Annotated in this window: 19 protein-coding genes; 10 read left to right on the top strand and 9 right to left on the bottom strand. The window is 64.4% G+C overall.

All coding sequences use genetic code 11. The annotated features are described in order from the left end of the window. Position 1: 1 nt before the first annotated feature. Positions 2-2,086, bottom strand: coding sequence for a hydantoinase/oxoprolinase family protein (locus LB513_RS19515; protein ID WP_224665140.1), 2,085 nt, complete (start codon positions 2,084-2,086; stop codon positions 2-4). A 211-nt stretch (positions 2,087-2,297) separates the two neighbouring features. On the opposite strand from LB513_RS19515, the gene LB513_RS19520 reads away from it, so the two are divergent. From LB513_RS19520 to LB513_RS19540, 5 genes are all read left to right on the top strand, one after another. Further along, entirely contained in the window at positions 2,298-3,125 is an 828-nt protein-coding gene (locus LB513_RS19520) for a ferredoxin--NADP reductase (RefSeq protein ID WP_224665141.1), read from the top strand. Between the two features lie 153 nt (positions 3,126-3,278). Further along, on the top strand, positions 3,279-4,328 hold the full coding sequence (gene deoC / locus LB513_RS19525; protein WP_224665142.1) for a deoxyribose-phosphate aldolase: 1,050 nt from the start codon (positions 3,279-3,281) through the stop codon (positions 4,326-4,328). A gap of 237 nt (positions 4,329-4,565) precedes the next feature. Beyond that, positions 4,566-6,938, top strand: coding sequence for an aldehyde dehydrogenase family protein (locus tag LB513_RS19530; protein ID WP_224665143.1), 2,373 nt, complete (start codon positions 4,566-4,568; stop codon positions 6,936-6,938). Positions 6,939-7,120: 182 nt separating this feature from the next. Continuing rightward, positions 7,121-7,852: an SDR family oxidoreductase gene (locus LB513_RS19535; RefSeq protein WP_224665144.1), complete on the top strand. Its 732-nt coding sequence runs from the start codon at positions 7,121-7,123 to the stop codon at positions 7,850-7,852. Positions 7,853-8,094: 242 nt separating this feature from the next. Continuing rightward, positions 8,095-8,940, top strand: a complete 846-nt coding sequence (locus LB513_RS19540; RefSeq protein WP_224665145.1) for a fumarylacetoacetate hydrolase family protein — start codon at positions 8,095-8,097, stop codon at positions 8,938-8,940. Positions 8,941-9,194: 254 nt separating this feature from the next. On the opposite strand, the gene LB513_RS19545 is transcribed toward LB513_RS19540, so the two are convergent. The 6 genes from LB513_RS19545 to LB513_RS19570 all read right to left on the bottom strand — a co-directional run bounded on the left by LB513_RS19545 (position 9,195) and on the right by LB513_RS19570 (position 15,892). Beyond that, positions 9,195-10,193: an ABC transporter ATP-binding protein gene (locus LB513_RS19545; protein WP_224665146.1), complete on the bottom strand. Its 999-nt coding sequence runs from the start codon at positions 10,191-10,193 to the stop codon at positions 9,195-9,197. A 67-nt stretch (positions 10,194-10,260) separates the two neighbouring features. Then, positions 10,261-11,319 (bottom strand): Gfo/Idh/MocA family protein, encoded by a 1,059-nt coding sequence (locus LB513_RS19550; protein WP_224665147.1) that lies wholly within the window; start codon positions 11,317-11,319, stop codon positions 10,261-10,263. After that, positions 11,316-12,155, bottom strand: coding sequence for a carbohydrate ABC transporter permease (locus LB513_RS19555; protein ID WP_224665148.1), 840 nt, complete (start codon positions 12,153-12,155; stop codon positions 11,316-11,318). Before LB513_RS19555 ends, LB513_RS19550 begins: the two co-directional genes overlap by 4 nt. Positions 12,156-12,381: 226 nt before the next feature. Beyond that, positions 12,382-13,311 (bottom strand): carbohydrate ABC transporter permease, encoded by a 930-nt coding sequence (locus tag LB513_RS19560; protein WP_224665149.1) that lies wholly within the window; start codon positions 13,309-13,311, stop codon positions 12,382-12,384. 241 nt (positions 13,312-13,552) lie between these two features. Continuing rightward, the gene (locus LB513_RS19565) at positions 13,553-14,827 is read right to left on the bottom strand and encodes an ABC transporter substrate-binding protein (RefSeq protein ID WP_224665150.1); all 1,275 of its coding nucleotides are present in this window, start codon (positions 14,825-14,827) and stop codon (positions 13,553-13,555) included. A gap of 114 nt (positions 14,828-14,941) precedes the next feature. Next, positions 14,942-15,892, bottom strand: a complete 951-nt coding sequence (locus LB513_RS19570; RefSeq protein ID WP_224665151.1) for an N-acetylmuramic acid 6-phosphate etherase — start codon at positions 15,890-15,892, stop codon at positions 14,942-14,944. A gap of 197 nt (positions 15,893-16,089) precedes the next feature. Between LB513_RS19570 and LB513_RS19575 the strand changes: the two genes are divergently transcribed. From LB513_RS19575 to LB513_RS19595, 5 genes are all read left to right on the top strand, one after another. Beyond that, positions 16,090-16,971 (top strand): BadF/BadG/BcrA/BcrD ATPase family protein, encoded by an 882-nt coding sequence (locus tag LB513_RS19575; protein ID WP_224665152.1) that lies wholly within the window; start codon positions 16,090-16,092, stop codon positions 16,969-16,971. Further along, a complete protein-coding gene (locus LB513_RS19580) occupies positions 16,968-17,750 on the top strand; it encodes a GntR family transcriptional regulator (RefSeq protein WP_224665153.1) in 783 nt (260 codons plus the stop codon). Before LB513_RS19575 ends, LB513_RS19580 begins: the two co-directional genes overlap by 4 nt. Beyond that, positions 17,747-18,787, top strand: coding sequence for an SIS domain-containing protein (locus LB513_RS19585; protein WP_224665154.1), 1,041 nt, complete (start codon positions 17,747-17,749; stop codon positions 18,785-18,787). The genes LB513_RS19580 and LB513_RS19585 overlap by 4 nt, the downstream gene beginning before the upstream one ends. Further along, complete coding sequence (gene nagA, locus LB513_RS19590; RefSeq protein WP_224665155.1) at positions 18,784-19,956, top strand: N-acetylglucosamine-6-phosphate deacetylase; 1,173 nt, start codon at positions 18,784-18,786, stop codon at positions 19,954-19,956. The genes LB513_RS19585 and nagA overlap by 4 nt, the downstream gene beginning before the upstream one ends. 97 nt (positions 19,957-20,053) lie before the next feature. Further along, positions 20,054-22,147, top strand: a complete 2,094-nt coding sequence (locus LB513_RS19595) for an ABC transporter ATP-binding protein/permease (RefSeq protein ID WP_224665156.1) — start codon at positions 20,054-20,056, stop codon at positions 22,145-22,147. 39 nt (positions 22,148-22,186) lie between these two features. On the opposite strand, the gene LB513_RS19600 is transcribed toward LB513_RS19595, so the two are convergent. Then, positions 22,187-23,701: a malonate--CoA ligase gene (locus LB513_RS19600; RefSeq protein WP_224665157.1), complete on the bottom strand. Its 1,515-nt coding sequence runs from the start codon at positions 23,699-23,701 to the stop codon at positions 22,187-22,189. A gap of 18 nt (positions 23,702-23,719) precedes the next feature. Beyond that, entirely contained in the window at positions 23,720-24,397 is a 678-nt protein-coding gene (gene rpe / locus LB513_RS19605) for a ribulose-phosphate 3-epimerase (RefSeq protein ID WP_224665158.1), read from the bottom strand. Positions 24,398-24,562: the final 165 nt, after the last annotated feature.

A 24,562-nucleotide genomic window follows, 5' to 3' on the forward strand; every position in this document is an offset into this window, starting at 1 on the left:
GTCAGGCCTCGCCAATGTCGATGATGATGTTGCCGTCGGCGTCCGAGCGTGCGCAGTCGCCGGGCTCGAGCACGGTGGTGGCGTCCATCTGTTCGAGGACCGCCGGCCCCTCGATGACGGCGTCGAGCGGCAGCCTTTCCCTGATATAGACCGGCGTGTCGTGCCACTGGCCGGCGTACCAGACCGGCCGGACCTCGCGCCGCGCTTCGTCCAACGTCTCCGCCCGCCCCGCCGGGTCGATAAGCCGGGACAGGTCGATCGCCGGCCGCACACCGGTGACCGAAGTGTTGAGGTTGACGAGGTTGGCGCGGATTTCCGGCAACTCGACCTTGAAACGGGCGAAATAGGCTTTCTCGAACAGGGCCTGCAACTCGTTGCGGGCCACCGACGAAGACGGCAGCGGCACGTTGATGATATGTGTCTGGCCGACGAACTGCATGTCGGCTGAATGGCTGACCCGGATGGTCTCCGGCTTCACCGCTTCCTTGGCGATCAGCTCCTCGCCTTCGATTCGGTGCCGTTTCAAAACCGCATGGAGCTGGACTTCATCGAGCATGGCCACCGGCTGATTGATGGTGTTGACGAAGTCATGGCGAAGGTCGGCGACGACGCAGCCGAGCGCGTTGGTGATGCCGGGACGTGCCGGCACCAGAACCCGTGGCAGGCCGAGTTCGCGCGCAAGCGCCGTGGCGTGCAGCGGCCCGGCGCCGCCGAAGGCGAACAGCGCGAAATCGCGCGGGTCATGGCCGCGCGACACCGAGACCATGCGGATGGCGCCGGCCATCTTCATATTGCCTAGCCGGAGCACAGCGCCGGCCGCCTCGACGCCCGACAGGCCCGTTGCCTTGCCGATGCGATCCTCGAAGATATTGGTGACGCGCTCAACCGTGACCGGATTGTCGACCGCAAGCAGTTTCTTCGGCGCCAGCCGGCCGAGCACAAGGTTGGCATCGGTGATGGTCGGCTCGCAGCCGCCGCGCCCATAGCAGATCGGGCCCGGATTGGCGCCGGCACTTTCCGGGCCGATCTGGATCAGGCCGGCCGCGTCGACACGGGCGATCGAGCCGCCGCCGGCGCCGACCGTGTGCACCGCCACCATTGGCACATGGATCGGCATGGCATATTCGATCTCGATCTCGTTCGACACCGCCGGTTCGGCGTTGCGGATCAGCGCCACGTCGGTCGAGGTGCCGCCCATGTCATAGGTAACGAGGTTTTCGAAGCCGGCGCGTTTTCCGGTGTAGGCAGCGGCAATGACCCCCGACGCCGGACCGGACATGACCGTCTTGGCTGATTCACGTGTGACGAAGCGGGCCGAGATCATGCCGCCATTGCCGTTCATGATCAGGAAATCTCTGATATAGCCCTTGGCTGCGAGCTCCTTGCGCAGCCGCTCGACATAGCGCTCGAGGATCGGCTGCACGGAGGCGTTGACCGAGGCGGTGACGCCGCGCTCGAATTCGCGCGCCTCCGAGAGCAGCTCGTGGCCCGCCGTGATGTGGGCGTTCGGCCAGAGACCGGCGGCGATTTCGACGGCGCGACGCTCATGCGCGGGATTGGCATAGGAATGCAGGAAATGGATGACGAGGGATTCGCAACCGGCCGCGATCAGTGCTTTCACGGCCTCGCGCATTTCGGCTTCATCGAGCGCCGTGCGGACAGTTCCGGACGCTTCGACGCGCTCCGACACTTCGAGCCGGAGATTGCGCGGTATGATCGGGACAAAGGTGCCGGTCATGCCATAGGCTTGCGGCCGCGTGCGCCGCCCGAGCTCGATCACGTCGCGAAAGCCACGTGTGGTGATCATGCCGGTTTTCGCCAGCCGACGCTCCAGCACCGCATTGGTGGTGGTTGTGGTGCCGTGCACGATCAGGTCAATGCCGGCGATAGGAAATCCGGTGGCGCCAAGCGCCGAGACGACGCCGAACGCCTGGTTTTCGACCGTGGTCGGCGTCTTGGCGATGTAAACCTTGCCGCCGTCTCGGCCATCGATCAGCAGCAGGTCGGTGAAGGTGCCGCCGACATCGATTCCGGCAACGACATTTCCAAGGGAATCACGCGCATGCGCCGGAAAATTCTCTTTCATCGTCGAAACCCGAAATGCCCGGACTACGGATACGGCGCCATTTGGAAAGGCGTTTTAAGCCTGCATCTTGACGCAAATATCGTTTGTATACTAATAAATTCCGCACACAAGAGCTTGCACTTCGAAGCGTGCCGGGCACTTCAACGGCCAGGACGCGCGAGAGACTGTGTGACGCAAACAGCCGGAATTTGCGCCGGAAGGTTGGATTTTTATGAACACCACACCCGCGCTCGACACCGCCGGCGCCCGTCCGTTGCAGTTCCCCATTCCGGCCAATGTCCATGCCGAAACCGTCGTCTCGGTGAAGCATTATACCGACCGGCTGTTCTCGTTTCGCATCACGCGCCCGCAGTCGCTGCGCTTCCGGTCGGGCGAGTTCGTCATGATCGGGCTGCCCAATGCCGAGAAGCCTGTCTTCCGCGCCTATTCGGTGGCGAGCCCGGCCTGGGACGACGAGCTGGAATTCTTCTCGATCAAGGTGCCGGATGGCCCGCTGACCTCGGAACTGCAGAAGATCCAGGTCGGCGCTACGGTCATCATGCGCCAGAAGTCGACCGGCACGCTGGTGCTGGATGCACTGACGCCCGCAAAGCGGCTGTTCATGATCTCGACCGGCACCGGCATCGCGCCGTTCGCCAGCCTGCTGCGCGACCCCGACACCTACGAGAAATTTGAGCAGGTGATCTTGACCCACACCTGCCGCGACAATGCCGAGCTCACCTATGGCCAGGAGCTTGTGGCGGCGCTCGAAAGCGACCCGCTGATCGGCGAACTGACCACCGGGCGCGTCACGCTCTACAACTCGACGACACGCGAAGACTCGGCGCGCATGGGCCGCATCACCGCGCTGATCGGCTCGGGCAAGTTCTACGCCGACCTCGGTATCGAGACGCTCGATCCGCAGACGGACCGCATCATGATCTGCGGTTCGATGCATATGCTGAAGGACGTCAAAGAACTGGCGGAAAGCCTCGGCTTCGAGGAAGGCTCGCTCAGTCATCCGGCGAGTTTCGTCGTCGAACGCGCCTTCGTCGGCTGAGGCCGGCCTGGCATCCGGCATCGGCGTCTTGACCACGCAGCCAAAAGTCGGCTGCTTTCGCCGCCATTTTCAGTTATGACGTTCGAAAGGTCCGCGAAACGCCACTTCACGGACGGTCTTTCGACGCAGGTCGGTGAAATGGAAGGGCAGGAGATGAGCAGCACGATCCGCGAAGCCGAACTCGGCTTGTCCAAGGTGACGCCGCTGCCCGCGCGTGCCGCCGCCAACACCCCCGTTGCGATAGACCACCGCGTCGCGCGCAACCCCGGCATGAAGCTCGATCTCGGCTTCATGGAATCGGTGCGCAGCGTCAACCGTTCGGCGCTGGAGCGCCGCGTCGCCAGCCTGACCAAGCGGCGCTCGATCAAGGCCGATAACCAGGCTGCCTGGCTGCTGCGCGCTGTCGCCTGCATGGATCTGACGACGCTGAATTCGAACGACACCGAGGAGCGCGTGCGCCGGCTTTGCGCCAAGGCGCTGAACCCTTTTCGTCGCGACATCGCCGAAGGGCTCGGCATTGCAGGCGAAAAGATCCGCCCGGCGGCGATCTGCGTCTATCACCCCTTTGTCGCCACAGCCGTCGAAGCGCTGCGCGGCACCGGCGTCCATGTCGCCGCCGTTTCCACCGCGTTTCCGCACGGACTGGCGCCGCTCTCGACCCGCCTGCAGGAGATCGAAGCCTCGGTGAAGGACGGCGCCGACGAGATCGACGTCGTCATTCCGCGCGGTCTGGTATTCGGCGCCAAATGGCGGGAGCTTTACAATGAGATCGTCTCGATGCGGGCCGCCTGCGGCGATGCGCATCTCAAGGTCATTCTCGGCACCGGCGACCTCGCCACGCTGCGCAACGTCATGCTGGCCTCGATGGTGGCGATGATGGCGGGCGCGGATTTCATCAAGACCTCGACAGGCAAGGAAAGTGTCAATGCGACCCTGCCGGTCGGGCTCGCCATGGTGCGCGCCATCCGCGCCTATTTCGAGGAGACCGGCTATCTCATCGGCTTCAAGCCTGCCGGCGGCATTTCCACCGCGAAGGCCTCGTTAGACTGGCTGGTCCTGATGAAGGAAGAGCTCGGACGACCCTGGCTTGAACCGGAGCTTTTCCGGTTCGGTGCGTCGAGCCTGTTGACCGATATCGAACGGCAGCTCGAGCATCATTTGACCGGGCATTATTCGGCGAACCATCGCCACGCAATGGCGTGATGGCGGGGGGTTGAACGTGGAGTTCTACGGCGCCCCCCTCTGTCCTGCCGGACATCTCCCCCACAAGGGGGGAGATCAGCCTTCACGACTGTTGGCCGCCATTCCGCAACGTCGGCGATTGGCGAAGTCATTGCCGCCAGCCAATCTCCCTCCTTGTGGGGGAGATGGCCGGCAGGCCAGAGGGGGGCGCCGTACAGCACTCCCGATAAAGCTTATCTCCTCCCAACGGAGCGTCCCATGAACATCCTCGAACGCTATCACGCCATGGAATACGGTCCGGCGCCGGAAGCCCGCAACGAAGCCGATGCGTGGCTGGCTGCGCGCGATTTCGGCAAGGCGCTGTTCATCGGCGGTGGCTGGAAAGCCGCTTCTAGCGGCAAGACTTTCGAGACCAGCGACCCCTCTTCCGGCAAGACGCTGGCAACGTTATCCGACGCCAATGCGGCCGACATCGATGCGGCGGTCGCGGCTGCCGCCAAGGCGCTGCCGAAATGGTCGGCATCATCGGGCTATCAGCGCGCCAAGGTGCTCTATGCCATCGGCCGCGCCATGCAGCGCCATCAACGCCTGTTCGCGGTGCTTGAGACAATCGACAATGGCAAGCCGATCCGTGAAAGCCGCGACATCGACGTGCCGCTGGCGATCCGCCATTTCATCCACCATGCCGGCTGGGCGCAGGCTCTGGACAAGGACTTCCCCGGCCACAAAGGCGTCGGCGTCGTCGGCCAGATCATACCGTGGAACTTCCCGCTGCTGATGCTGGCCTGGAAGGTCGCGCCGGCGCTGGCCGCCGGCTGCACAGTGGTGCTGAAGCCGGCCGAGTTCACGCCGCTCACCGCTATCCTTTTCGCTGAAATCTGCGAACGCGCGGGCGTGCCGAAAGGCGTCGTCAACATCGTCCAGGGCGGGCCAGAGGCGGGCGCGGCAATCGTCAACCATCCCGGCATCCAGAAAATCGCCTTCACCGGGTCCTCGGAGGTCGGCAAGATCATCCGCAAGGCGACCGCGGGGTCCGGCAAGAAGCTGTCGCTTGAACTCGGCGGCAAGTCGGCCTTCATCGTCTTCGAGGACGCCGACCTCGACAGCGCCGTCGAGGGTTTGGTCGACGGCATCTGGTTCAACCAGGGCCAGGTCTGCTGCGCCGGCTCGCGGCTGCTGGTGCAGGAAGGGATCGCCGACGCCCTGATCGCCAAGGTCAAGACGCGGATGAGCCGGCTGCGCGTCGGCAGCCCGCTCGACAAGAATACCGATATCGGGCCGCTGGTCGACCTGACCCAGCTCGACCGGGTCAAGGGGCTGATCGCGGAAGGCGCCAAGCAAGGCGCAATCTGCTGGCAGCCCGATGCAACGCTTCCGTCCTCCGGCTACTACCACCTGCCGACCTTGGCCACTGGCGTTTCGCCGGCTAACATCCTGGCGCAGGAAGAGGTCTTTGGCCCGGTGCTGGCGACAATGACCTTCCGCAACACCGAGGAGGCGATCGAGCTTGCCAACAACACCCGCTATGGGCTTGCGGCGAGCGTGTGGAGCGAGAATGTCAACCTCGCGCTCCATGTCGCGCCGCAGCTGAAGGCTGGCGTGGTCTGGATCAACGGTACCAACATGTTCGACGCGGCCTGCGGCTTCGGCGGCTACCGCGAGAGCGGCTTCGGACGGGAAGGCGGCCGCGAAGGCATGTTCGAATATCTCGCCGCCAACCTTCCGCTCGGCCCGGAGATCAAGCCGGCGACGCTTTCGGCCGAACCGGTCGAGCAACCGGACGGCGATACGATTGACCGCACGGCCAAGTTGTTCATTGGCGGCAAGCAGGTGCGGCCCGACGGCAACTACTCGCTGCCGATCGCTGACGCCAAGGGCAGGCTGGCAGGCGAGGTCGGTCTCGGCAGCCGCAAGGATATCCGCGACGCGGTGTCGGCGGCGCGCGCCTGCAAGGGCTGGCCGGAGGCGACCGCCTATAACCGCTCGCAGGTGCTCTATTATTTGGCCGAGAACCTTTCGGGCCGCGCCGGCGAGTTCGCCGCCCGGCTGACTGAACTGACCGGCGCCTCGTCCAAAATGGCGCGCGACGAAGTGGACCTGTCGATTGAACGGCTGTTCCTCTATGCGGGGTTGGCCGACAAGTTCGAAGGCCGGGTGCACCAGCCCCCGGCGCGCGCTGTCACCCTGGCGATGCACGAGCCGGTCGGCGTCGTCGGCATTGTGGCCTCCTACGGATCGCCGCTGCTGGGGCTGATCTCGCTGATCGCGCCGGCGCTGGCCATGGGCAACACGGTGGTCGCGGTGCCGTCCGAACGCTACCCGCTGCTGGCCACCGATCTCTACCAGGTCATCGAATATTCCGACGTGCCGGCCGGCGCCATCAACATCGTCACCGGCCGCACGGCCGAACTCGCCGCCGTGCTGGCCAAGCATGACGATGTCGACGGGCTCTGGGTGTTTGCCGATGCGGACACCTGCGCCAAGACCGAAGCCGAGTCGATCGGCAATCTCAAGCGGGTCTGGAGCGGCAATGGGCACACGCTGGATTGGGCGTCGAGCGAGGCGGCGGGCGACGTCTTTCTGCGCCGAGCCGTGGAGGTCAAGAATGTCTGGGTGCCTTACGGCGACTGAACAGGCGACTTTGATCTAGATGGTGATGGTGTCGGACTTGACGCCCTAATGGGTGTTCTTTAACGAGAAAAAACATTTTTCGGTGGCCGATCAGCATTCAGGCCGCACAATGCCGGCCGACTGGCCCATGACTTCATGGCCATTGGCCGATAATTGCAAACCAAACGGGCGAGGAGAACAGCATGGCGGATCTGGCAGGCAAGGTCGTCGTCGTCACGGCGGCGGCGCAAGGCATAGGCAAGGCGAGCGCACTGGCCTTCGCCAAGGCCGGAGCCACCGTCCATGCCACCGACATCAACGAGACGTTGCTTGCCGAACTCGCCCGCACGCCAGGCGTAAAGACCCGCAAGCTCGACGTGCTCAACGACGCGGAGGTGAACGCGGCTTTCGCGGCGATCGGCACCGTCGACGTCCTGTTCAACTGCGCCGGCTTCGTCCATGCCGGCTCGATCCTCGACATGAAGGACGGCGATCTCGACTTCGCGCTGAACCTCAATGTCCGCGCCATGGTGCGGACCATTCGCGCCGTGCTACCGGGCATGCTGGAGCGCGGCGACGGCTCGATCATCAACATGGCTTCGCTGGCAAGCTCGACCAAGGGTGTGCCGAACCGTTTCGTCTACGGCCTGACCAAGGCCGCCGTGATCGGGCTGACCAAGTCGGTCGCCGCCGACTATGTCGGCAAGGGCATACGCTGCAACGCCATCTGCCCCGGCACGGTCGAGAGCCCGTCGCTGCAGGACCGCATGCATGCGCAAGGCGACTATGAGGCCGCCCGCGCCGCCTTCATCGCCCGCCAGCCGATGGGCCGGCTGGGCACGCCTGAGGAAATCGCCGACCTCGCCGTCTATCTGGCCGGCGCCACCTATACGTCCGGGCAGGCCTATAATATCGACGGCGGCTGGTCGATCTAGGGACCGTTGCGGCCGACCGACGTGACAGCAGCGACGAACGCGTCCGGAAACCGCACGGTATGGACGCACCGGTATGGGACGGTACGTTCCCAAGGTCTGAAAATCACGGCGCAGCCGCCGGACGACGCGGCATCCGCTTGCCGGTCCGTGCCTCACTGGCTAGGTTTCGCTCGGTTCATGACCGCCGCAGAAACGGCGATGCGAATTTGTAACGGCTTTCGGCCGCAATCAGGAGGATATCAATGAAATTGCTGCGCTATGGCGAGGCGGGAAGCGAGCGCCCAGGTCTGCTCGACGCGGACGGAACCATCCGCGATCTCTCCGCCCATGTCGGCGATATCGCGGGCACCACGCTGCATCCGGCCTCGCTCGAGATGCTGGCGAAGCTCGATCCGAAATCGCTGCCGGCAGTTTCCGGCGAGCCGCGCATCGGCGCCTGCGTCGCCGGGACGGGCAAGTTCATCTGCATCGGCCTCAATTACTCCGACCATGCCGCAGAAACCGGCGCAACCGTGCCGTCTGAGCCGATCATCTTCATGAAGGCAAGCTCGGCGATCGTTGGGCCGGATGACGACGTGCTGATCCCGCGCGGCTCGGTCAAGACCGACTGGGAGGTCGAGCTCGGCGTCGTCATCGGCAAGACGGCGAAGTATGTCAGCGAGGCCGACGCGCTGGACTATGTCGCCGGCTATTGCGTTTCACACGACGTCTCCGAGCGCGCCTTCCAGGCCGAGCGGCAGGGCCAGTGGACCAAGGGCAAGTCCTGCGACACGTTCGGACCGATCGGCCCGTGGCTGGTGACCAAGGACGAGGTCCCGGACCCGCAGAACATCAAGATGTGGCTGACCGTCAACGGCAAGACGATGCAGGACGGCTCGACCAAGACGATGGTCTATGGCGTGGCTTACCTGGTGTCCTATCTCAGCCAGTTCATGTCGCTGCACCCCGGCGACATCATCTCCACCGGCACGCCGCCTGGCGTCGGGCTGGGCATGAAGCCACCGGTGTTCCTGAAGGCTGGCGACGTGGTGGAGCTCGGCATCGAGGGGCTCGGCCAGCAGAAGCAGACATTCAAGGCGGACGCGTAGGCGGCACTATATCTTTCCGTGTGGTGCTCCGAAAGGACGACGGTCGCACCTTTCCTCTCCCCGGTCGATCAGGGGAGAGGTGTCGAGCGCAGCTCGACGGAGTGGGGGTCGACTGCTCGGCGATGGACGGATTCGCTGTGGTAGGCCTGCCTTCAATGCTTCCGCTTGTAAGAGCGCCTTCCCCCACTCCGTCGCCGCTTCGCGGCGCCACCTCTCCCCCCTCCGGAGGGAGAGGAAAGAAGGCGCCGCCGCGGCTACTTCAACACCTTGCCATCGGCTCCGAACCGATAGGTCTTCGCCGGATCCGGCGTCGCGTATAGTGTCGCGCCCGGCTCGGCGTCGTAGACCCCGAAAATGCGCACCGTGATCAGCCCCGCCTTTTCGCAGTCGAGATAGAGGTTGGTGTCGGCGCCGAGATGCTCGGCATGGACGACTGTCCCCTTCCAGCTCCCTGATGTCGGATCGACCGTCAGGTGTTCGGGCCGCACGCCTATGGTCTTGGCCGTTTCGCCGAGCCGCGCGCCGTCGACGAAGTTCATCTTCGGCGAGCCGATGAAGCCGGCGACGAATTCGTTTGCCGGCGAATTGTAAAGCTCCATCGGACCGCCGATCTGCTCAATGCGGCCGGCATTGAGAACAACGATCTTGTCGGCCAGCGTCATCGCCTCGACCTGGTCATGTGTGACATAGATCATCGTCGCTTTCAGCCGGCGATGCAATTGTGCGATTTCCAGCCTTGTGTTGACGCGCAGTGCGGCGTCGAGATTCGACAGCGGCTCGTCGAACAGGAACAGCTTCGGCTCGCGCACCACGGCGCGGCCGATAGCAACGCGCTGGCGCTGGCCACCGGAGAGTTCGGCGGGGCGCCGCTCGAGATAGGGTTCAAGCGACAGCATGGACGAGGCGATGCCGATCCGCCGCTCAATCTCGGCCCCGGGCGTGCCGGCCTGCTTGAGGCCCAGGCCCATATTGTTCCTGACTGTCAGATGCGGATAGAGCGCGTAGGTCTGAAACACCATGGCGATGCCGCGCTTGGCGGGCGGCGTGGCGGAGACGTCCTGGCCGTCGATGACCACCCGGCCCGAGGTCGAATCCTCCAGCCCGGCGATGACCCTGAGCAAGGTCGACTTGCCGCAGCCCGAAGGGCCGACGAAGACGACGAATTCGCCATCGTTGACTTCGAGGTTGATGCCCTTCAACACCTCGACCGGTCCGAAGGCCTTCTTCACGCTCTCGATGTTCAGCGAGCCCATGGCAGTCCTCCGAGTTCGTAGGGGAGCGCGACCGGCCGGATGCGGGCAACCCTTTCCGATTTTCTGGTCACAGCCGCACCGCCTTTCCGCTGCGCACGCTCTCGTCGGCGGCGAGGCAAACGGCTAGCGACTTCACGGCGTCGTCCATATGTTTGGTGAGATCCAGATCCTCGCGGATCGCCTTGAGCAGGAAGGCCTGTTCGAGGTCGCAAAGGTCCTGGTGTCCGGGTTCGCCCTCCATCGACAGCATCTCGTCCGGCCTGACGAATTTGCCGCCCGGGCCCGTCGCGGCGCTGTGCAGGCGGATGGTCGAGGTCTTGGTGTGGGTGTCGATGTCGTCGGACTTGACGCCTTCCTTCATGACGATCGACACGCAGCCTTTGGGCGAGATGACATCCTTCACGAAGAACGCTGTCTCTGAGATCATCGGGCCCCAGCCGGCTTCGTACCAGCCGACCGAACCGTCATCGAACAGCACCTGCAAATGGCCGTAATTGTACATTGCCGGCGCAACCTCTTCGGTCAGCCGCACGCCCATGCCGCGCACCTCGACCGGTCTGGCGTCGGTGATCTGCAGCATGACGTCGAGATAATGCACGCCGCAGTCGACAATCGGCGAGGTCGTCTGCATCAGTTGCTTGTGCGTCTCCCAGGTGTGGCCCGAGGATTGCTGGTTGAGGTTCATGCGGAAGACATAGGGGCCGCCGAGCTTGCGCGCCTCGGCGATCAGCCTGATCCAGGACGGATGGTGGCGCAGTATGTAGCCGATGACCAGCTTCCGGCCATTGGCCTTGGCGGCGGCAACGGCACGTTGGGCATCCGCCACCGTAGTGGCCAGCGGTTTCTCGACGAAGACGTGGCAGCCTGCCTCGAAGGCCCTGACCGCATAGTCGGCATGGCTATCGGAATAGGTGGCGATGCAGGCGACGTCAGGCTTTTCGTCGCGCAGTGCGTCATCGAAGGAACGCCCGATACCATAGCCGGAAAGCCCCTCCGGCAATGGCACGTCGGAACGGTTGATCAGTGCTGCGATCTCGAAGCCCGGATTGGTGTGATAGGCCAGCGCATGGCTGCGGCCCATATTGCCGAGACCGGCCACGACAACGCGAAGAGGATTTGAACTCACTTGACGGCTCCGGAAGTAATGCCGCGGATCAACTGCCGCGAGAAGATGATGTAGAGGATCAGCACCGGCATGATCGCCAGCGACAGCGCCGCCAGGATGGCGTTCCAATTGGTGACGAACTGGCCGAGGAAGAGCTGCGCGCCGAGCGTGACCGTCTTGGTCTCTTCCGACGGCGCCAGGATCAGCGGAAACCATAGATCGTTCCAGATCGGGATCATGGTGAAGACGGCGACGGTTGCCATCGACGGCCTGACCAGCGGCAGCACCAGGCGGAAGAAGATGGTGTATTCCGATAACCCGTCGATGCGGCCGGCATTCTTCAAATCGTCGGACACCTGCTTCATGAATTCGGACAGGATGAAGACGGCGAGCGGCAGGCCTTGCGCGGTGTAGACCAGGATCAGCGCCGTCAGCGTATTGACCAGCCCGCTCGCCACCATCAGTTGCAGGATGGCGACTGTGCCGAGCCGGATCGGGATCATGATGCCCAGCGCCAGATAGAGCCCCATCAGCGAATTGCCGCGGAACCGGTATTCCGACAGGGCGAAAGCGGCCATGGCGCCGAACAGCAGGACGAAGAACAGCGAGGCGACGGTCACCACGAGGCTGTTTTGGAAATAGTGGATGAAATCGCCCTGGCCGATCACGGTGGTATAGCCGATCAAGTCGAATGTCTTGGGCGTCGGCGGCGTCAGCGGCGCACCGAAGATGCCGGCGCGGGATTTGAAGGAATTCATGATCACCAGGATCACAGGGGCAAGCGCGATCGCCGTATAAGTCAGCAAGATCGCGTGGGCGCCGATGGTGCGGGGGAGCGATCGGGTGGCGGTGCTCATTGGAAGGTCTCCTGATGAGCAGCGGCCAGAGAGGTCGGCGCCCAGGCACCCCCCTCTGTCCTGCCGGACATCTCCCCCGCAAGGGGGGAGATTGGCAGCTCTGGCGTTGCCGCACATCCTGCGACGGTGGAGATTGGCGAAGGCCGAAATGACCTCCAATCTCCCCCCTTGCGGGGGAGATGGCCGGCAGGCCAGAGGGGGGTGTTTAGCCGTAACATCTCCCCCCTCAGAACTGGTAGCGACGCAGGCGCGTCTGGACGAGGAAGAGGTAGACGCAGACGCCGCCGAGGATGATCAGGAACATCATCGTGGCAATGGCCGCGCCCATGTTGGGGTCGCCGGTCTGCAGCTGGAAACCGAAGAAGGCGCGGTAGAGGAAGGTGCCGAGAATATCGGTCGAGTAGTTCGGCCCGGCCAGCGCGCCCTGCGCGGTGTAGATCAGGTCAAAGGCGTTGAAATTGCCGACGAAGGTAAGGATCGAGATGATGCCGATCGACGGCAGGATGAGCGGCAGCTTGATCTTCCAGAACTGCGCCAGGCCGGTGATGCCGTCGCATTCGGCGGCCTCGATCACCTCTTCGGGGATCGACAGCAAGGCCGCGTAGATCAGCATCATCGGGATGCCGACGAATTGCCAGACCGAGATCAGGCTGAGCGCGGTCAGCGCGTACTGCTCCTTGCCCAGCCATGGCGTGAACAGGCTTTTCAACCCGACGAGATCCATCAGATGCGGCGCCACGCCCCAGAGCGGCGACAGGATCAGCTTCCAGGCGAAGCCGACGATGACGAAGGACAGGATGGTCGGCACGAAGATGGCCGTGCGATAGAAGGCTGCGAACCTCAACCTCGGGCTGGACAGCAGGGCCGCCAGCATGACCCCGATCGGGTTCTGCACCAGCATGTGGATGATGAAGAACCAGGTGTTGTTCCTAAGCGCGTTCCAGAAGCCCACCGACCAGTTGGGATCGCCGAACAAGGTGCGGAAATTGGCAAGCCCGACGAAGACCTGGTGCTGTTCGACGTTGCGGAACAGCGACAGCTGCAGCGTGCCGGCCAGCGGCAGGATCATGATTGCCGTATAGACCAGCACGGCCGGCGCCAGGAAGACGCCGATGTGCCAGCGAAACGGTCTTTTCGGTCTGATATCTGCGGCCATGCGTTCGGTTCCCGCCGGTCAGGTCTTGGCAAGTGCTTTCGAGGACGGCGCCACCGCGAGCCTTACCCGCTGTCCGTCAGGGACGGGAAGGGGTCGCCGGCTTGCGGCGCTGCTTCTCCCCCGCGATCCTGCGGGGAGAAGGTGCCGGCAGGCGGTGAGGGGCGGCGCTGTCGTTCGCAGTCGATGCTATCGAAAAACGCGGAGCCGCCCGATCTTGGGCGGCCCCACTGGTGCCGGGATGTTACTTGGCCGGCTTGTACCAGCTGTCGAGCCCGGTCTGCAGCTTCTTGGCCGCGGCTTCCGGCGTGTCGGTGCCGTTGATCACGTTGGCCGATTCAACCCAGGTCTCGTTCTCAAGGTTCGGCGTGCCGCGCGACAGGATCTGATAGGTCGAGCGGATCGTCGACTTGCACTTGCCGCGCCAGGAGACGAATTCCTGCGCCAACGGGTCTTCCATCTTCACCGGCGAGGAGTTCAGGCTGAAGAAGCCCGGCAGCGCGTTGGCGTAGATGGTGGCGAAATCCGGCGAGGCGACCCAGGACAGGAAGGTCTTGGCGGCGTCGGCGTTCTTCGAAGCCGCATTCAAGCCCATGCCGATGTCGGTATGGTCCGAGATGTAGCAGGTGTCGCCGGCCTTCTCGACCGGCGGCGGGAAGGCGCCCATCTTGAACTGGGCCTGGGTATTGAACAGGCCGATTTCCCATGAGCCGGCCGGATAGATGGCGGCGCGGCCGAGCGTGAACAGGTTCTGGCTGTCGGGATAGGTCTGGGCTTCGAAACCGTCGCCCAGGTAAGGCTTCCACTTGGCCAGTTCCTCATAGGGCGCGACCCAATCCTTGTCGGTCAGCTTCTGCTCGCCTTTGATCAGCGCGGCGCGGCCATCCTCGCCTTTCCAGTAGTTGGGGCCGATGTTCTGGTAGCCCATCGTCGCCGCTTCCCAGAGATCCTTGGTGCCCATGGCCATCGGAATATAGGTGCCGTCGGCCTTGATCTTGTCGAGCGCGGCAAAGAACTCGTCGCGGGTCTCCGGCACCTTGATGCCGAGCTTGTCGAAAGCATCCTTGTTGTAGATGAAGCCGTGGATGACGGAGGCCATCGGCACGCAGAAGGACGCCTTGCCGTCATCGGTCTGCCAGGCTGACTTGGCGACGGGCGAGAAGTTCTCCATGCCGGGCAGCGCCGAGAGGTCGGCAAGGTTGCCCTTCTTGAACAGTTCGAGCGACTTGTCGAACGGGCGGCAGGTGATCAGGTCGCCCGCCGAGCCGGCGGCGAGCTTGGCGCCGAGGGCGGCGTCGTACTCGGTAGGCGCCGATGGCGCGAACACCACCTTGATGCCGGGGTTCTTGGCTTCGAAGGCGGGGATCAGCTTGTCCTTCCAGATGGCAAGGTCGTCGCCGCGCCAGCTTTCGATGTTGAGCGTTACGTCTTCGGCAAAAGCCGCCCCGGCGGAGCCGAGAATGCTGGTGCCCAGAAGCAGTGCCGTGAGTAGTTTCCCAGTCAATCGTTTCGTTGTCATGCTCAGTCTCCCTGTTGACCTTTTTCAGGTTCGGTTTTGATGAGATCGGGGGCCTAGCGCCCCTTGCTCCCCTCGCAAGCCCGTCCCACCCCGTTGAATCGAGATGATGCGGGCCTATTGCTTTGTTCGGGCATGATCTGTTCCGAAAGGCGGCTCCCACTTTTCGGGATCGTGCCCCAGCACGGAAAGGGCCGGCCGCAGCTTCTGGCCTGCCTCTTCCAGTATCTTCTCGGCCGTTTCGGCGCTGTCGGCGCCGGCGGCGAGCAGAATGGCTGTCTTGACCGCGCCGCGGCTCTTTTCGAGAAGCCGCGCCGCCTCGTCCTTGCCGCGGCCTGTGATGGCAGCGACGATCCGCGTAGCGCGGTCGCGCAGCTTGATGTTGTCGGCCATGAGATTGACCATATAGCCGTCATGGACGTGGCCGAGATGGATGGCTGTCAGTGTCGACAGCATGTTGAGCGCGATTTTCTGCGCGGTGCCGGCCCCCATGCGGGTCGAGCCGGCGATCAGCTCCGGCGGTGTTTCGAGCAGGATGGAGGTTTCTGCCCTACGCAGCAGAACCGAATTTGGATTGTTGGCGATGCCGATGGTGGCTGCGCCCCGGCGTGCGGCTTCCTCGACGGCTCGCACCGCGTAAGGGGTGCTGCCACTGGCGGAAATCGCAATCAGGCAATCGCCCTCGCCCAGGCCCGCATTGGCGACCGCCTTTGCTGCCTCTTCGCCATCGTCCTCGGGCCCCCCTGCCATGGTCTTGAAAGCCTCGTCGCCGCCGGCAATCAGGATGGCGATGCGATCGCGCCGGATGCCGAACGTGCCCGGCAGTTCCAGGGCATCGGCCAGCGCCATCAGGCCGGAGCTTCCGGCCGCGGCATAGGCAAGCTTGCCGCCGCTTCTCAGCCTGTCGGCAATGATTTCGGCAGCGATAGCGATCGAGGGAATGGCGTTGCGGACGATTTTCGCGGCTTCGACCTGCGCGCCGACGAGATGGGAAAGGATGGCGTCGGGTGCCTGGATATCCAGCCCCGTCGCATTTTGGTGAAGCGCCTCGGTGCGCGTTTCGGCCATCGCTATCCTCCGATCTGCGAACAATACCAAAAAAATACCACTTGTCCACACGTATTAACGGGCCACAACCCGCTGAACTAAAAACGTCGTCAAAAGCCCTTTGTTTTCAATTAAATACGCCTCGATCTTTTTCGATCGGAAATTAGCCCTTGGCTATTGGTATTTTATTGGTATCATCCGACCCGAGGAGACAATCTGTGACTTTCGTGCTCGGTATCGACGGCGGCGGCACAAGCTGCAAGGCGGCGCTGGCAACGGCGGACGGCACTGTCTTGGCTCGGGCCAAGAGCGGCGCCGCCAATATCCGCACCGATCTCACAGGCGCCCGCGCGAACATCGTCGAGGCCGCGCGGCAGGCGTTCATCGCCGCTGGACAGCACCCCGAGCAGATCGCGAACACGCCGGCCATTCTCGGTCTCGCCGGCGCCAATGTCGGCACCTACAGGCAACAGCTCGAAGCCATCCTGCCGTTCAGCGTCAGTCGCGTCGAGACCGATGCTGAAATCGCGCTCGAAGGGGCAGTCGGCTCCGGTGACGGCGCCATGGCGATCCTCGGCACGGGCACCGCCTATATGGCGCGCAGGAACGGCAGATCGCGCGCCATTGGCGGCTGGGGCTTCCAGGTCGGTGACCAGGGCAGCGGCGCGCGCATTGGCCGCGACCTGCTCGAACAGACATTGCTTGCCTATGACGGCGTCCGCGAAGGCTCGCCCTTGACCGATGCCATGATGGCAATCTTCCGAAACAATCCGGAGGACGTGGTGGAATTCACCACCAATGCGAAGCCGGGCGATTTCGGCGGCTTCGCGCCCAAGGTGTTCGAACACGCTGAAAAAGGCGATACCGTCGCCAACTGGATCGTCGACCGGGTGGTCGCCGATGTCGAAGCCTCGCTCGGCGCGCTCGACCTCTCCGACAATGCGCCGCTCTGCCTGCTTGGTGGGTTGGCGTCGCTCTACGCGCCACGCCTGTCGGCACGCTACCGGGCGCTCTTGAAGCAGCCACTCGACGATGCGCTGGGCGGAGCGGTGCAGATGGCTGTCCGTCTGTTTGCCAGACCAGCGGAGGCGGCTCGATGAGCGATGCCGCCGAGCAGATCTTCGCCACGCTGAAACAATCCTCGCAAAGCGGCGCGCCGCTTTACCTGCAGCTTCGCAAGAGCATAGAGGATGCCGTCAATCGCGGCCTGATCGGCCCGGGCGACGCGCTGCCCTCCGAGCGCGACATCGCCAGCAAGGCCGATATTTCGCGGGTCACCGTGCGCAAGGCGGTTCAGGACCTGGTCAAGGGCGGCATACTGGTGCAACGCCATGGCTCCGGCACCTTCGTGGCGCCGCGCATGGAGCGTGTCGAGCAATCGCTGTCGCTGCTGACCTCTTTCACCGAGGACATGGCGCGGCGCGGAATGGCGGTGCGGTCGACCTGGCTGGACCGCGGCCTCTACGCGCCCTCGCCCGACGAGATGATGGTGCTCGGCCTGTCGTCCAACGAACTGGTGGCGCGCGTGGCGCGCCTGCGCATCGCCAACGACACGCCGCTGGCGATCGAACGCGCCTCGCTGTCGGCCAGCGTCCTGCCCGATCCTGACGGCATCGGTTCTTCGCTCTATGCGGCGCTGCAGCTGATCGGCAACCGGCCGGTACGGGCGGTGCAGCGCATTTCCGCCGCCAATCTGGGTGAGAGCGACGCGCGCCTGCTGGAGGTCCCGTCCGGCAGCGCCGGTTTGCATATCGAGCGCATTTCCTATCTGGCGAGCGGCAAGGTGATCGAGTTTACCCGCTCCATCTACAGGGGCGATGCGTACGACTTCGTCGCCGAATTGCGGCTGACGGGGCCAGGCGACGAGGGCCGATCATGAGCACAGTAACGAACATCACCCATATGCGGCGCGAGATCGAGGAGATCCCACAAGCCGTCGCCCGCCTACTCGACGGCTCGGGCGCCGTGCTGGCCGAGGCCGGGCGCGGCATCCGCCAACGCGATCCGCATTTTATCGTTACGGTGGCGCGCGGCTCGTCCGATCATGCCGCCACCTTCATGAAGTATGCCGTCGAGCTGACCGCCGGCCTGGCCGTTGCCTCGGTCGGTCCGTCCATTGCCTCCATCTATGGCAAGAAGCTCCGGCTCGGCGGCTCCGCCTGCCTGGCAATCTCGCAGTCGGGCAAGAGCCCCGATATCGTCGCGATGGCTGAAGCCGCACGTGCCGGCGGCGCACTGACCGTCGCCATCACCAACAATGCCGATTCGCCGCTGGCGCGCGCCTCGGATCATGCGATCGACATTCTGGCCGGGCCCGAACGCAGTGTCGCGGCGACCAAGACCTTCATCAATTCCGCGGTTGCGGGCCTCGCCCTGATGGCGCATTCCACAGGCGACGATGCCTTGCTTGCTGCGCTTGACCGATTGCCGGAGCATTTCGGAAGCGCGATCGCCTGCGACTGGATGAGCGTGCTCGCCGCGACTATCGAGAAGCAGCAGTCGCTCTTCATCCTCGGCCGCGGCCCGTCCGCGGCGATGGCCAATGAGGCCGCGCTGAAATTCAAGGAGACATGCGGCATGCATGCCGAGGCCTACAGCGCCGCCGAAGTCATGCATGGCCCGCTGGCGCTGATCGGCCCGGATTTCCCGGTGCTGGCGCTGGCCGCCCGCGATGCGTCGGAGCCGTCCGTCGCCGAAGCCGCCGACAGGCTGGCGGACAAGGGCGCGCCGGTGTTCGTGACTTCGGCACTCTCCGATCGCGCGGTTCGCCTGCCTCACGTCGCCACCGGCCACCCGCTGACCGATCCGCTGGCGCTCATCGTCTCCTTCTACATGTTCGTCGAGGCCTTTGCCCGCCATCGCGGCCTCGACCCCGACACCCCGCCCAATCTCCGTAAGGTCACGGAGACGGTATGAGCGATCGCTTTGCCCTGACCGGCGCCAGGATCTTCGATGGCGACGACTGGCACGAGGACCACGCGCTCGTCGTGCGCGACGGCCTCGTCGAGGCCATATTGCCCACGGGCGCCATGCCTTCCGACATTGGCGCTGTCGACATGGGCGGCGGCATGCTGGCGCCGGGGTTCGTCGACATCCAGGTCAATGGCGGCGGCGGGGTGATGCTCAACGATCATCCCGATGCCGCCTCGATCGAAACCATCTGCAGGGCGCACGCGCCTTTCGGCACGACGGCGCTGCTGGTGACGCTGATCACCGACACGCCGGAAATCACAGCCGCCGCCGTCGCCGCCGGCGAAGAAGCCACCTCGCGGCGGGTGCCGGGTTTCCTCGGCCTCCATCTCGAGGGGCCGCATCTGTCGATCGCCCGCAAGGGTGCGCATGATCCGGCGCTGATCCGGCCGATGCTCGACGCCGACCAGGCGGCGCTTATCGCGGCGCGCCAAAAACTGCCGGTGCTGCTCACCACCGTGGCACCGGAATCCGTCGACCCGCAGCGCGTTTCGGCATTGACCGAGGCCGGCGTCATCGTCAGCCTCGGCCATTCGGACAGCGGCTACGCCGTTGCAACCACCTTCGCCGCAGCCGGCGCCAGCGTGGTCACGCATCTGTTCAACGCGATGAGCCAGATCGGCAACCGCGAGCCGGGCCTGGCCGGTGCGGCCATCGACATCGGCGCCTTCTTCGCCGGGCTGATCGCTGACGGCATCCATGTGGACCCCGCCACCATCAGGATCGCGCTCAGCGCCAAGCAGGGACCGGGCAAGATCGTGCTGGTCACCGACGCCATGGCGACCATCGGCACCGACATGACTGCGTTCACGTTGAACGGCCGCACCATTTACCGCAAGGAGGGGAGTCTCAGGCTTGCCGACGGCACGCTGGCGGGCGCCGATCTGGACATGATCTCGGCCGTTCGATACGTCCATCGGGTCATCGGGCTGGACCTGTCGGAAGTGTTGCGCATGGCTTCGCTCTATCCCGCGCAAGCCATCGGTCAGTCGCACAGGCTGGGCCGCTTCGCCAATGGCACGGCGGCCGATATCGTCGCGTTGTCGGATGGTCTCGACATAAGCAGCGTCTGGATCGGCGGCAAAAAGGTTTTCGGGGTCAACGCCTCAAGCTAGAACGACCAAGATGCAGGATCGCTTTGGGCGGGCTGCCGTGCGTTCAGTCAAGCGAACGCCATGAAACCTTTTGATTTCGAGGCCGTTGTCGGGACGCATGTCCGACGCGAAACCCAGGTCGAAACCGGCCGATGCCCGCAAGCGGCGCGGCCCTGGCAAGCCGCGCCAGACCAAGGCGCGACGGACAGCGCCAGCCGACAAGACATCGCGCGACGCGGCCACGCCGAAGAAGAACCGGGACGACAAGAAGGCAGTGGCCTCAGAGGCCGTGGCCGCCGGAGCAGCGGCGTCCGAAGTCATTGGCGAGGCTCCGCCGCCGGACGTCGTCGAACCGGATTCGAAATTGACGCCCGAGCAGGCCGAACAGGCGCGCAAGAAATATCTGTTGCGGCGGTTCTGGACCAGCGGGCGCGGCTATTGGAGCCGGCATGGCGACAAGCTGTCCTGGCCGCTGACGATCGGCCTGCTGGTCCTGATTTGCGTCAATGTCGGTTTCCAGTACGGGATCAATGTCTGGAACCGCAACATATTCGATGCCATCGAAAAGCGCGACGCCCATACGGTCTATTTCCTGAGCGCCGTGTTCGTGCCTCTCGTGCTCGGCAGCATGAGCCTTGTCGTGGCGCAGGTCTATCTGCGCATGACCATGCAGCGCCGCTGGCGCGCCTGGCTGACCACGTCGGTCGTCGCGCGCTGGCTCGCCAATGGCCGCTATTATCAGCTCAACCTGGTCAAGGGCGACCATGAGAATCCGGAGGCCCGCATCTCGGAGGATCTTCGCGTCGCCACCGAATCGCCGGTCGATTTCGTCGCCGGGGTCATCAACGCTTTTCTCTCGGCCTCGACCTTCATCGTCGTGCTGTGGACCATCGGCGGTGCACTGAGCTTCACCTTGGCGGGCTCGACCTTCACCGTGCCGGGCTTCCTTGTCATCACCGCCGTCATCTATGCCGCGATCACCTCGACCTCCATGTTCCTCATCGGCCGCGATTTTGTCGCGCTCTCCGAAAAGAAGAACCAGGCGGAAGCGGAATTCCGCTACGTGCTGACGCGGGTGCGGGAAAACGGCGAGAGCATCGCGCTTCTGGGCGGCGAAGAGGAGGAAAGGAGCGGCATCGACAAGACCTTTGGCGGCGTGCTCAGGCAATGGGCGCGGCTGACCGGCCAGCACATGCGTACGGCGGTGGTCTCGCAAGGTTCGAGCCTGTTCGCCCCGGTCGTGCCGGTTCTCCTGTGCGCGCCGAAGTTTCTCGATGGGTCGATGTCGCTCGGGCAGGTCATGCAGGCGGCTTCCGCCTTCGCCATCGTGCAGGGCGCGTTCGGCTGGCTGGTCGACAACTATCCGCGGCTGGCCGACTGGAACGCCTCGGCCCGGCGCATCGCATCGCTGATGATGTCGCTCGACGGGCTGGAACGCGCCGAAAAAAGCAATGATCTGGGGCGGATCCGTCATGGCCAGACCGAGGGCGATGCGATGCTCTCCCTCGACGATCTGTCCGTGACGCTCGACGACGGCACTGCGGTGGTCAAAGAGACCGAAGTCGTGGTGGAACCGGGCGAGCGCCTGATGGTTTCAGGCGAATCAGGCTCGGGAAAGTCGACGCTGGTGCGGGCGATCGCCGGCCTGTGGCCATGGGGAAGCGGCGGCGTCGATTTCCATCCCGACCGCCGATTGTTCATGCTGCCGCAACGGCCGTATGTCCCTTCGGGCACGCTGCGCCGCGTCGTCGCCTATCCGGCGGCCGCCGACAGCTGGAGTGTGGAGCAGATCAAGGCAGCTCTCGACAAGGTCGGCCTGCGCCATCTCGCCGGACAGATCGAGGACGACGCTCCTTGGGATCAGACCTTGTCGGGTGGCGAGAAGCAGCGGGTGGCCTTCGCGCGCCTCTTGCTGCACCGCCCGGATATCGTGGTGCTGGACGAGGCGACGTCGGCGCTCGACGAAAAGAGCCAGGATCAGATGATGGAAACGGTGATCCGCGACCTGCCTGAAGTCACCATCGTCAGCGTGGCTCACCGCGCCGAGCTTGAGGCGTTCCACACACGCAAAATCACGCTCGAGCGGCGGCAGGGCGGCGCGAAACTGGTCAGCGATATCGACCTCGAGCCGCGCAAGCACAGACGCAACATGCTGCAACGCGCCTTGTGGGGCTCCAGCAAGGGAGCCGAAAGCCCGCGCAAGCCCAAGTGAAGCGATGCCTTTCCAGGGATCGTATCTCCGGATGCATTCTCAGGACGCGTAAAGATCCCTATAGGTCTCGCGCAAGAGATTCTTCTGCACCTTGCCCATGGTGTTGCGCGGCAGTTCGTCGACAAAGATCACCCGCTTCGGGTGCTTGTACCTCGCCACGCGTTCGGCGATGGCGCTGAGGATTTCGGCGGCGGTGATGGCCGAAGCCGGCGTGCGCACGACGATTGCGGTCACCCCCTCGCCGAAATCCGGATGTGCAACGCCGATGACGGCGCTTTCCATGACCCCTTCAAGCGCATCGATCTCGCTTTCGAGCTCCTTCGGATAGATGTTGTAGCCGCCCGAAATGATGAGATCCTTGCCGCGCCCGACGATGTGGACATAGCCGTCCGCGTCGACGCGGCCGAGATCGCCGGTGACGAAGAAGCCGTCGGCGCGGAATTCGGCCTTGGTCTTTTCCGGCATCCGCCAATAGCCGCCGAACACGTTGGGTCCGCTGATCTCGATCATGCCGATCTCGCCTTGCGCCAAGGGCTCGCCACTCTCGGGATCCGCGATGCGGAGCGCGACCCCCGGCAAGGCGAAGCCGACCGTGCCGGCTCGCCGTTCCCCCTCATAGGGGTTGGACGTGTTCATATTGGTCTCGGTCATGCCATAGCGTTCGAGGATGGCGTGGCCGGTCCGCTCACGCCAGGCCTTGTGCGTCTCGGCCAGCAGCGGCGCCGACCCGGACACGAACAGGCGGATGTTTTTCGCCGCCTGGCGGTCGAGACCCTGCTGCCGCAGCAGACGCACATAGAAGGTCGGCACGCCCATCAGCGCGGTAGCGCGCGGCAGGAGCGAGACGATGCGGGTTGGATCGAACTTCTGCTCGAACAGCATAGAAGCGCCGGCCATCAGGACGACGTTGGTGGCGACGAACAGGCCGTGGGTGTGGAAAATCGGCAGCGCGTGGATGAGCACGTCGTCGCGGGTGAACCGCCAGTGATCGACCAGCACCCGCGCATTGGAGGCGAGGTTCTCGTGGCTGAGCATGGCGCCCTTCGAACGGCCGGTCGTGCCCGAGGTATAGAGGATCGCCGCGAGATCCTCGGGGCCGCGCGCGACGTCGTGGAAGCCCGAGGGCAGCCGCGACGCCTGTTCCGTCAACGAGCCGTGGCCGCTGCCGTTCAGCGTTACGGTCACGGCGCCGGATTTCTCCGCTAGCGCAGCGATCTCCGTTGCCTTGGCCGGATCGCAAACCACCAGCCGTGGCTCGGCGTCGCCGAAGAAATACTCCAGTTCGGTCAGCGTGTAGGCGGTGTTGAGCGGCAGGAAGACGGCGCCGGCACGCAGGCAGGCGAGATAGAGCAGCAGAGCCTCGGGGCTCTTGTCGACCTGGACGGCGACGCGATCGCCCGGTCTGACATGCAGCTGCAGCAGGGCATGAGCGAATTGAGCCGACCGCGCCAGCATGTCGCCATAGGTCAGGCGCCGTCCATCGTCGGCTTCCAGCAGAAGACGCTCCTGGGCAGGCATGCGAGAGCGGAAAGCGTCGAACAGGTGATTGCTCATCTCGCCCTCGCTCTGCCCTCAGCGGGCATTACTGTCGGCCGCCGACCTGATGGCGTCGATGTTTGCGCGATAGGCCTCGACACTGCCGCCCTTGAAGATGGCGGCGCCGGCGACCAGGACGTTCGCCCCGGCAGCCGTGACCAGCGGCGCGGTCTCGGGCGAAACGCCGCCGTCGATCTCGATATGGATGGGACGATCGCCGATCAGCGCCTTGACCCGCTTAACCTTGTCGACGATGCCCGGAATGAAGGCCTGACCGCCGAAGCCCGGATTGACGGTCATGATCAGGATCAGGTCGAGCCGGTCGAGCACATATTCGATGGCGCTTTCGGGCGTTGCCGGATTGAGCGACACACCCGCCTTCTTGCCAAGGTTCCTGATCGTCTGCAGCGAGCGGTCGAGATGCGGCCCGGCCTCGGCATGCACGCTCATGCCGTCGCAGCCGGCCTCGGCGAAGGCGGCCAGGTAGGGGTCGGCCGGAGCAATCATCAGATGGCAGTCGAAAAAGGCCTTGGTGCGGTTGCGGATCGCCTTGATCACCGGCGGACCGAAGGTGATGTTGGGCACGAAATGGCCATCCATCACGTCGAGATGCACCCAGTCGGCTCCCGCCGCCACCACAGCCTCGACCTCGTCGCCGAGCCTGGAAAAGTCCGACGCCAGCACCGATGGTGCGATCAGGGTCTGCTTGCTCATCTCGCGGCCTTTCCGGGCGCGCCTTGCGTGACCGCTCGCCCTCGACCGACTGCCTAATGCGCGGCGGGGAACTTGTCGAGAGTGCGAACTCGACCGCTCTACAGGGGGTAGAGAAAACCCGCCGGATTGCTCCAGCGGGCTCCCTTTCGGATGTTGCGCAGATGG

The organism is Mesorhizobium sp. ES1-1, from assembly GCF_020164785.1.
Lineage (GTDB): Bacteria > Pseudomonadota > Alphaproteobacteria > Rhizobiales > Rhizobiaceae > Mesorhizobium.

Bases quoted from the DNA above. Each gene is read 5' to 3' on its own strand.
- LB513_RS19515 (WP_224665140.1), bottom strand. From the start codon at position 2,086: ATGAAAGAGAATTTTCCGGCGCATGCGCGTGATTCCCTTGGAAATGTC.
- LB513_RS19520 (WP_224665141.1), top strand. From the start codon at position 2,298: ATGAACACCACACCCGCGCTCGACACCGCCGGCGCCCGTCCGTTGCAG.
- deoC (WP_224665142.1), top strand. From the start codon at position 3,279: ATGAGCAGCACGATCCGCGAAGCCGAACTCGGCTTGTCCAAGGTGACG.
- LB513_RS19530 (WP_224665143.1), top strand. From the start codon at position 4,566: ATGAACATCCTCGAACGCTATCACGCCATGGAATACGGTCCGGCGCCG.
- LB513_RS19535 (WP_224665144.1), top strand. From the start codon at position 7,121: ATGGCGGATCTGGCAGGCAAGGTCGTCGTCGTCACGGCGGCGGCGCAA.
- LB513_RS19540 (WP_224665145.1), top strand. From the start codon at position 8,095: ATGAAATTGCTGCGCTATGGCGAGGCGGGAAGCGAGCGCCCAGGTCTG.
- LB513_RS19545 (WP_224665146.1), bottom strand. From the start codon at position 10,193: ATGGGCTCGCTGAACATCGAGAGCGTGAAGAAGGCCTTCGGACCGGTC.
- LB513_RS19555 (WP_224665148.1), bottom strand. From the start codon at position 12,155: ATGAGCACCGCCACCCGATCGCTCCCCCGCACCATCGGCGCCCACGCG.
- LB513_RS19560 (WP_224665149.1), bottom strand. From the start codon at position 13,311: ATGGCCGCAGATATCAGACCGAAAAGACCGTTTCGCTGGCACATCGGC.
- LB513_RS19565 (WP_224665150.1), bottom strand. From the start codon at position 14,827: ATGACAACGAAACGATTGACTGGGAAACTACTCACGGCACTGCTTCTG.
- LB513_RS19570 (WP_224665151.1), bottom strand. From the start codon at position 15,892: ATGGCCGAAACGCGCACCGAGGCGCTTCACCAAAATGCGACGGGGCTG.
- LB513_RS19580 (WP_224665153.1), top strand. From the start codon at position 16,968: ATGAGCGATGCCGCCGAGCAGATCTTCGCCACGCTGAAACAATCCTCG.
- LB513_RS19585 (WP_224665154.1), top strand. From the start codon at position 17,747: ATGAGCACAGTAACGAACATCACCCATATGCGGCGCGAGATCGAGGAG.
- nagA (WP_224665155.1), top strand. From the start codon at position 18,784: ATGAGCGATCGCTTTGCCCTGACCGGCGCCAGGATCTTCGATGGCGAC.
- LB513_RS19595 (WP_224665156.1), top strand. From the start codon at position 20,054: ATGTCCGACGCGAAACCCAGGTCGAAACCGGCCGATGCCCGCAAGCGG.
- LB513_RS19600 (WP_224665157.1), bottom strand. From the start codon at position 23,701: ATGAGCAATCACCTGTTCGACGCTTTCCGCTCTCGCATGCCTGCCCAG.
- rpe (WP_224665158.1), bottom strand. From the start codon at position 24,397: ATGAGCAAGCAGACCCTGATCGCACCATCGGTGCTGGCGTCGGACTTT.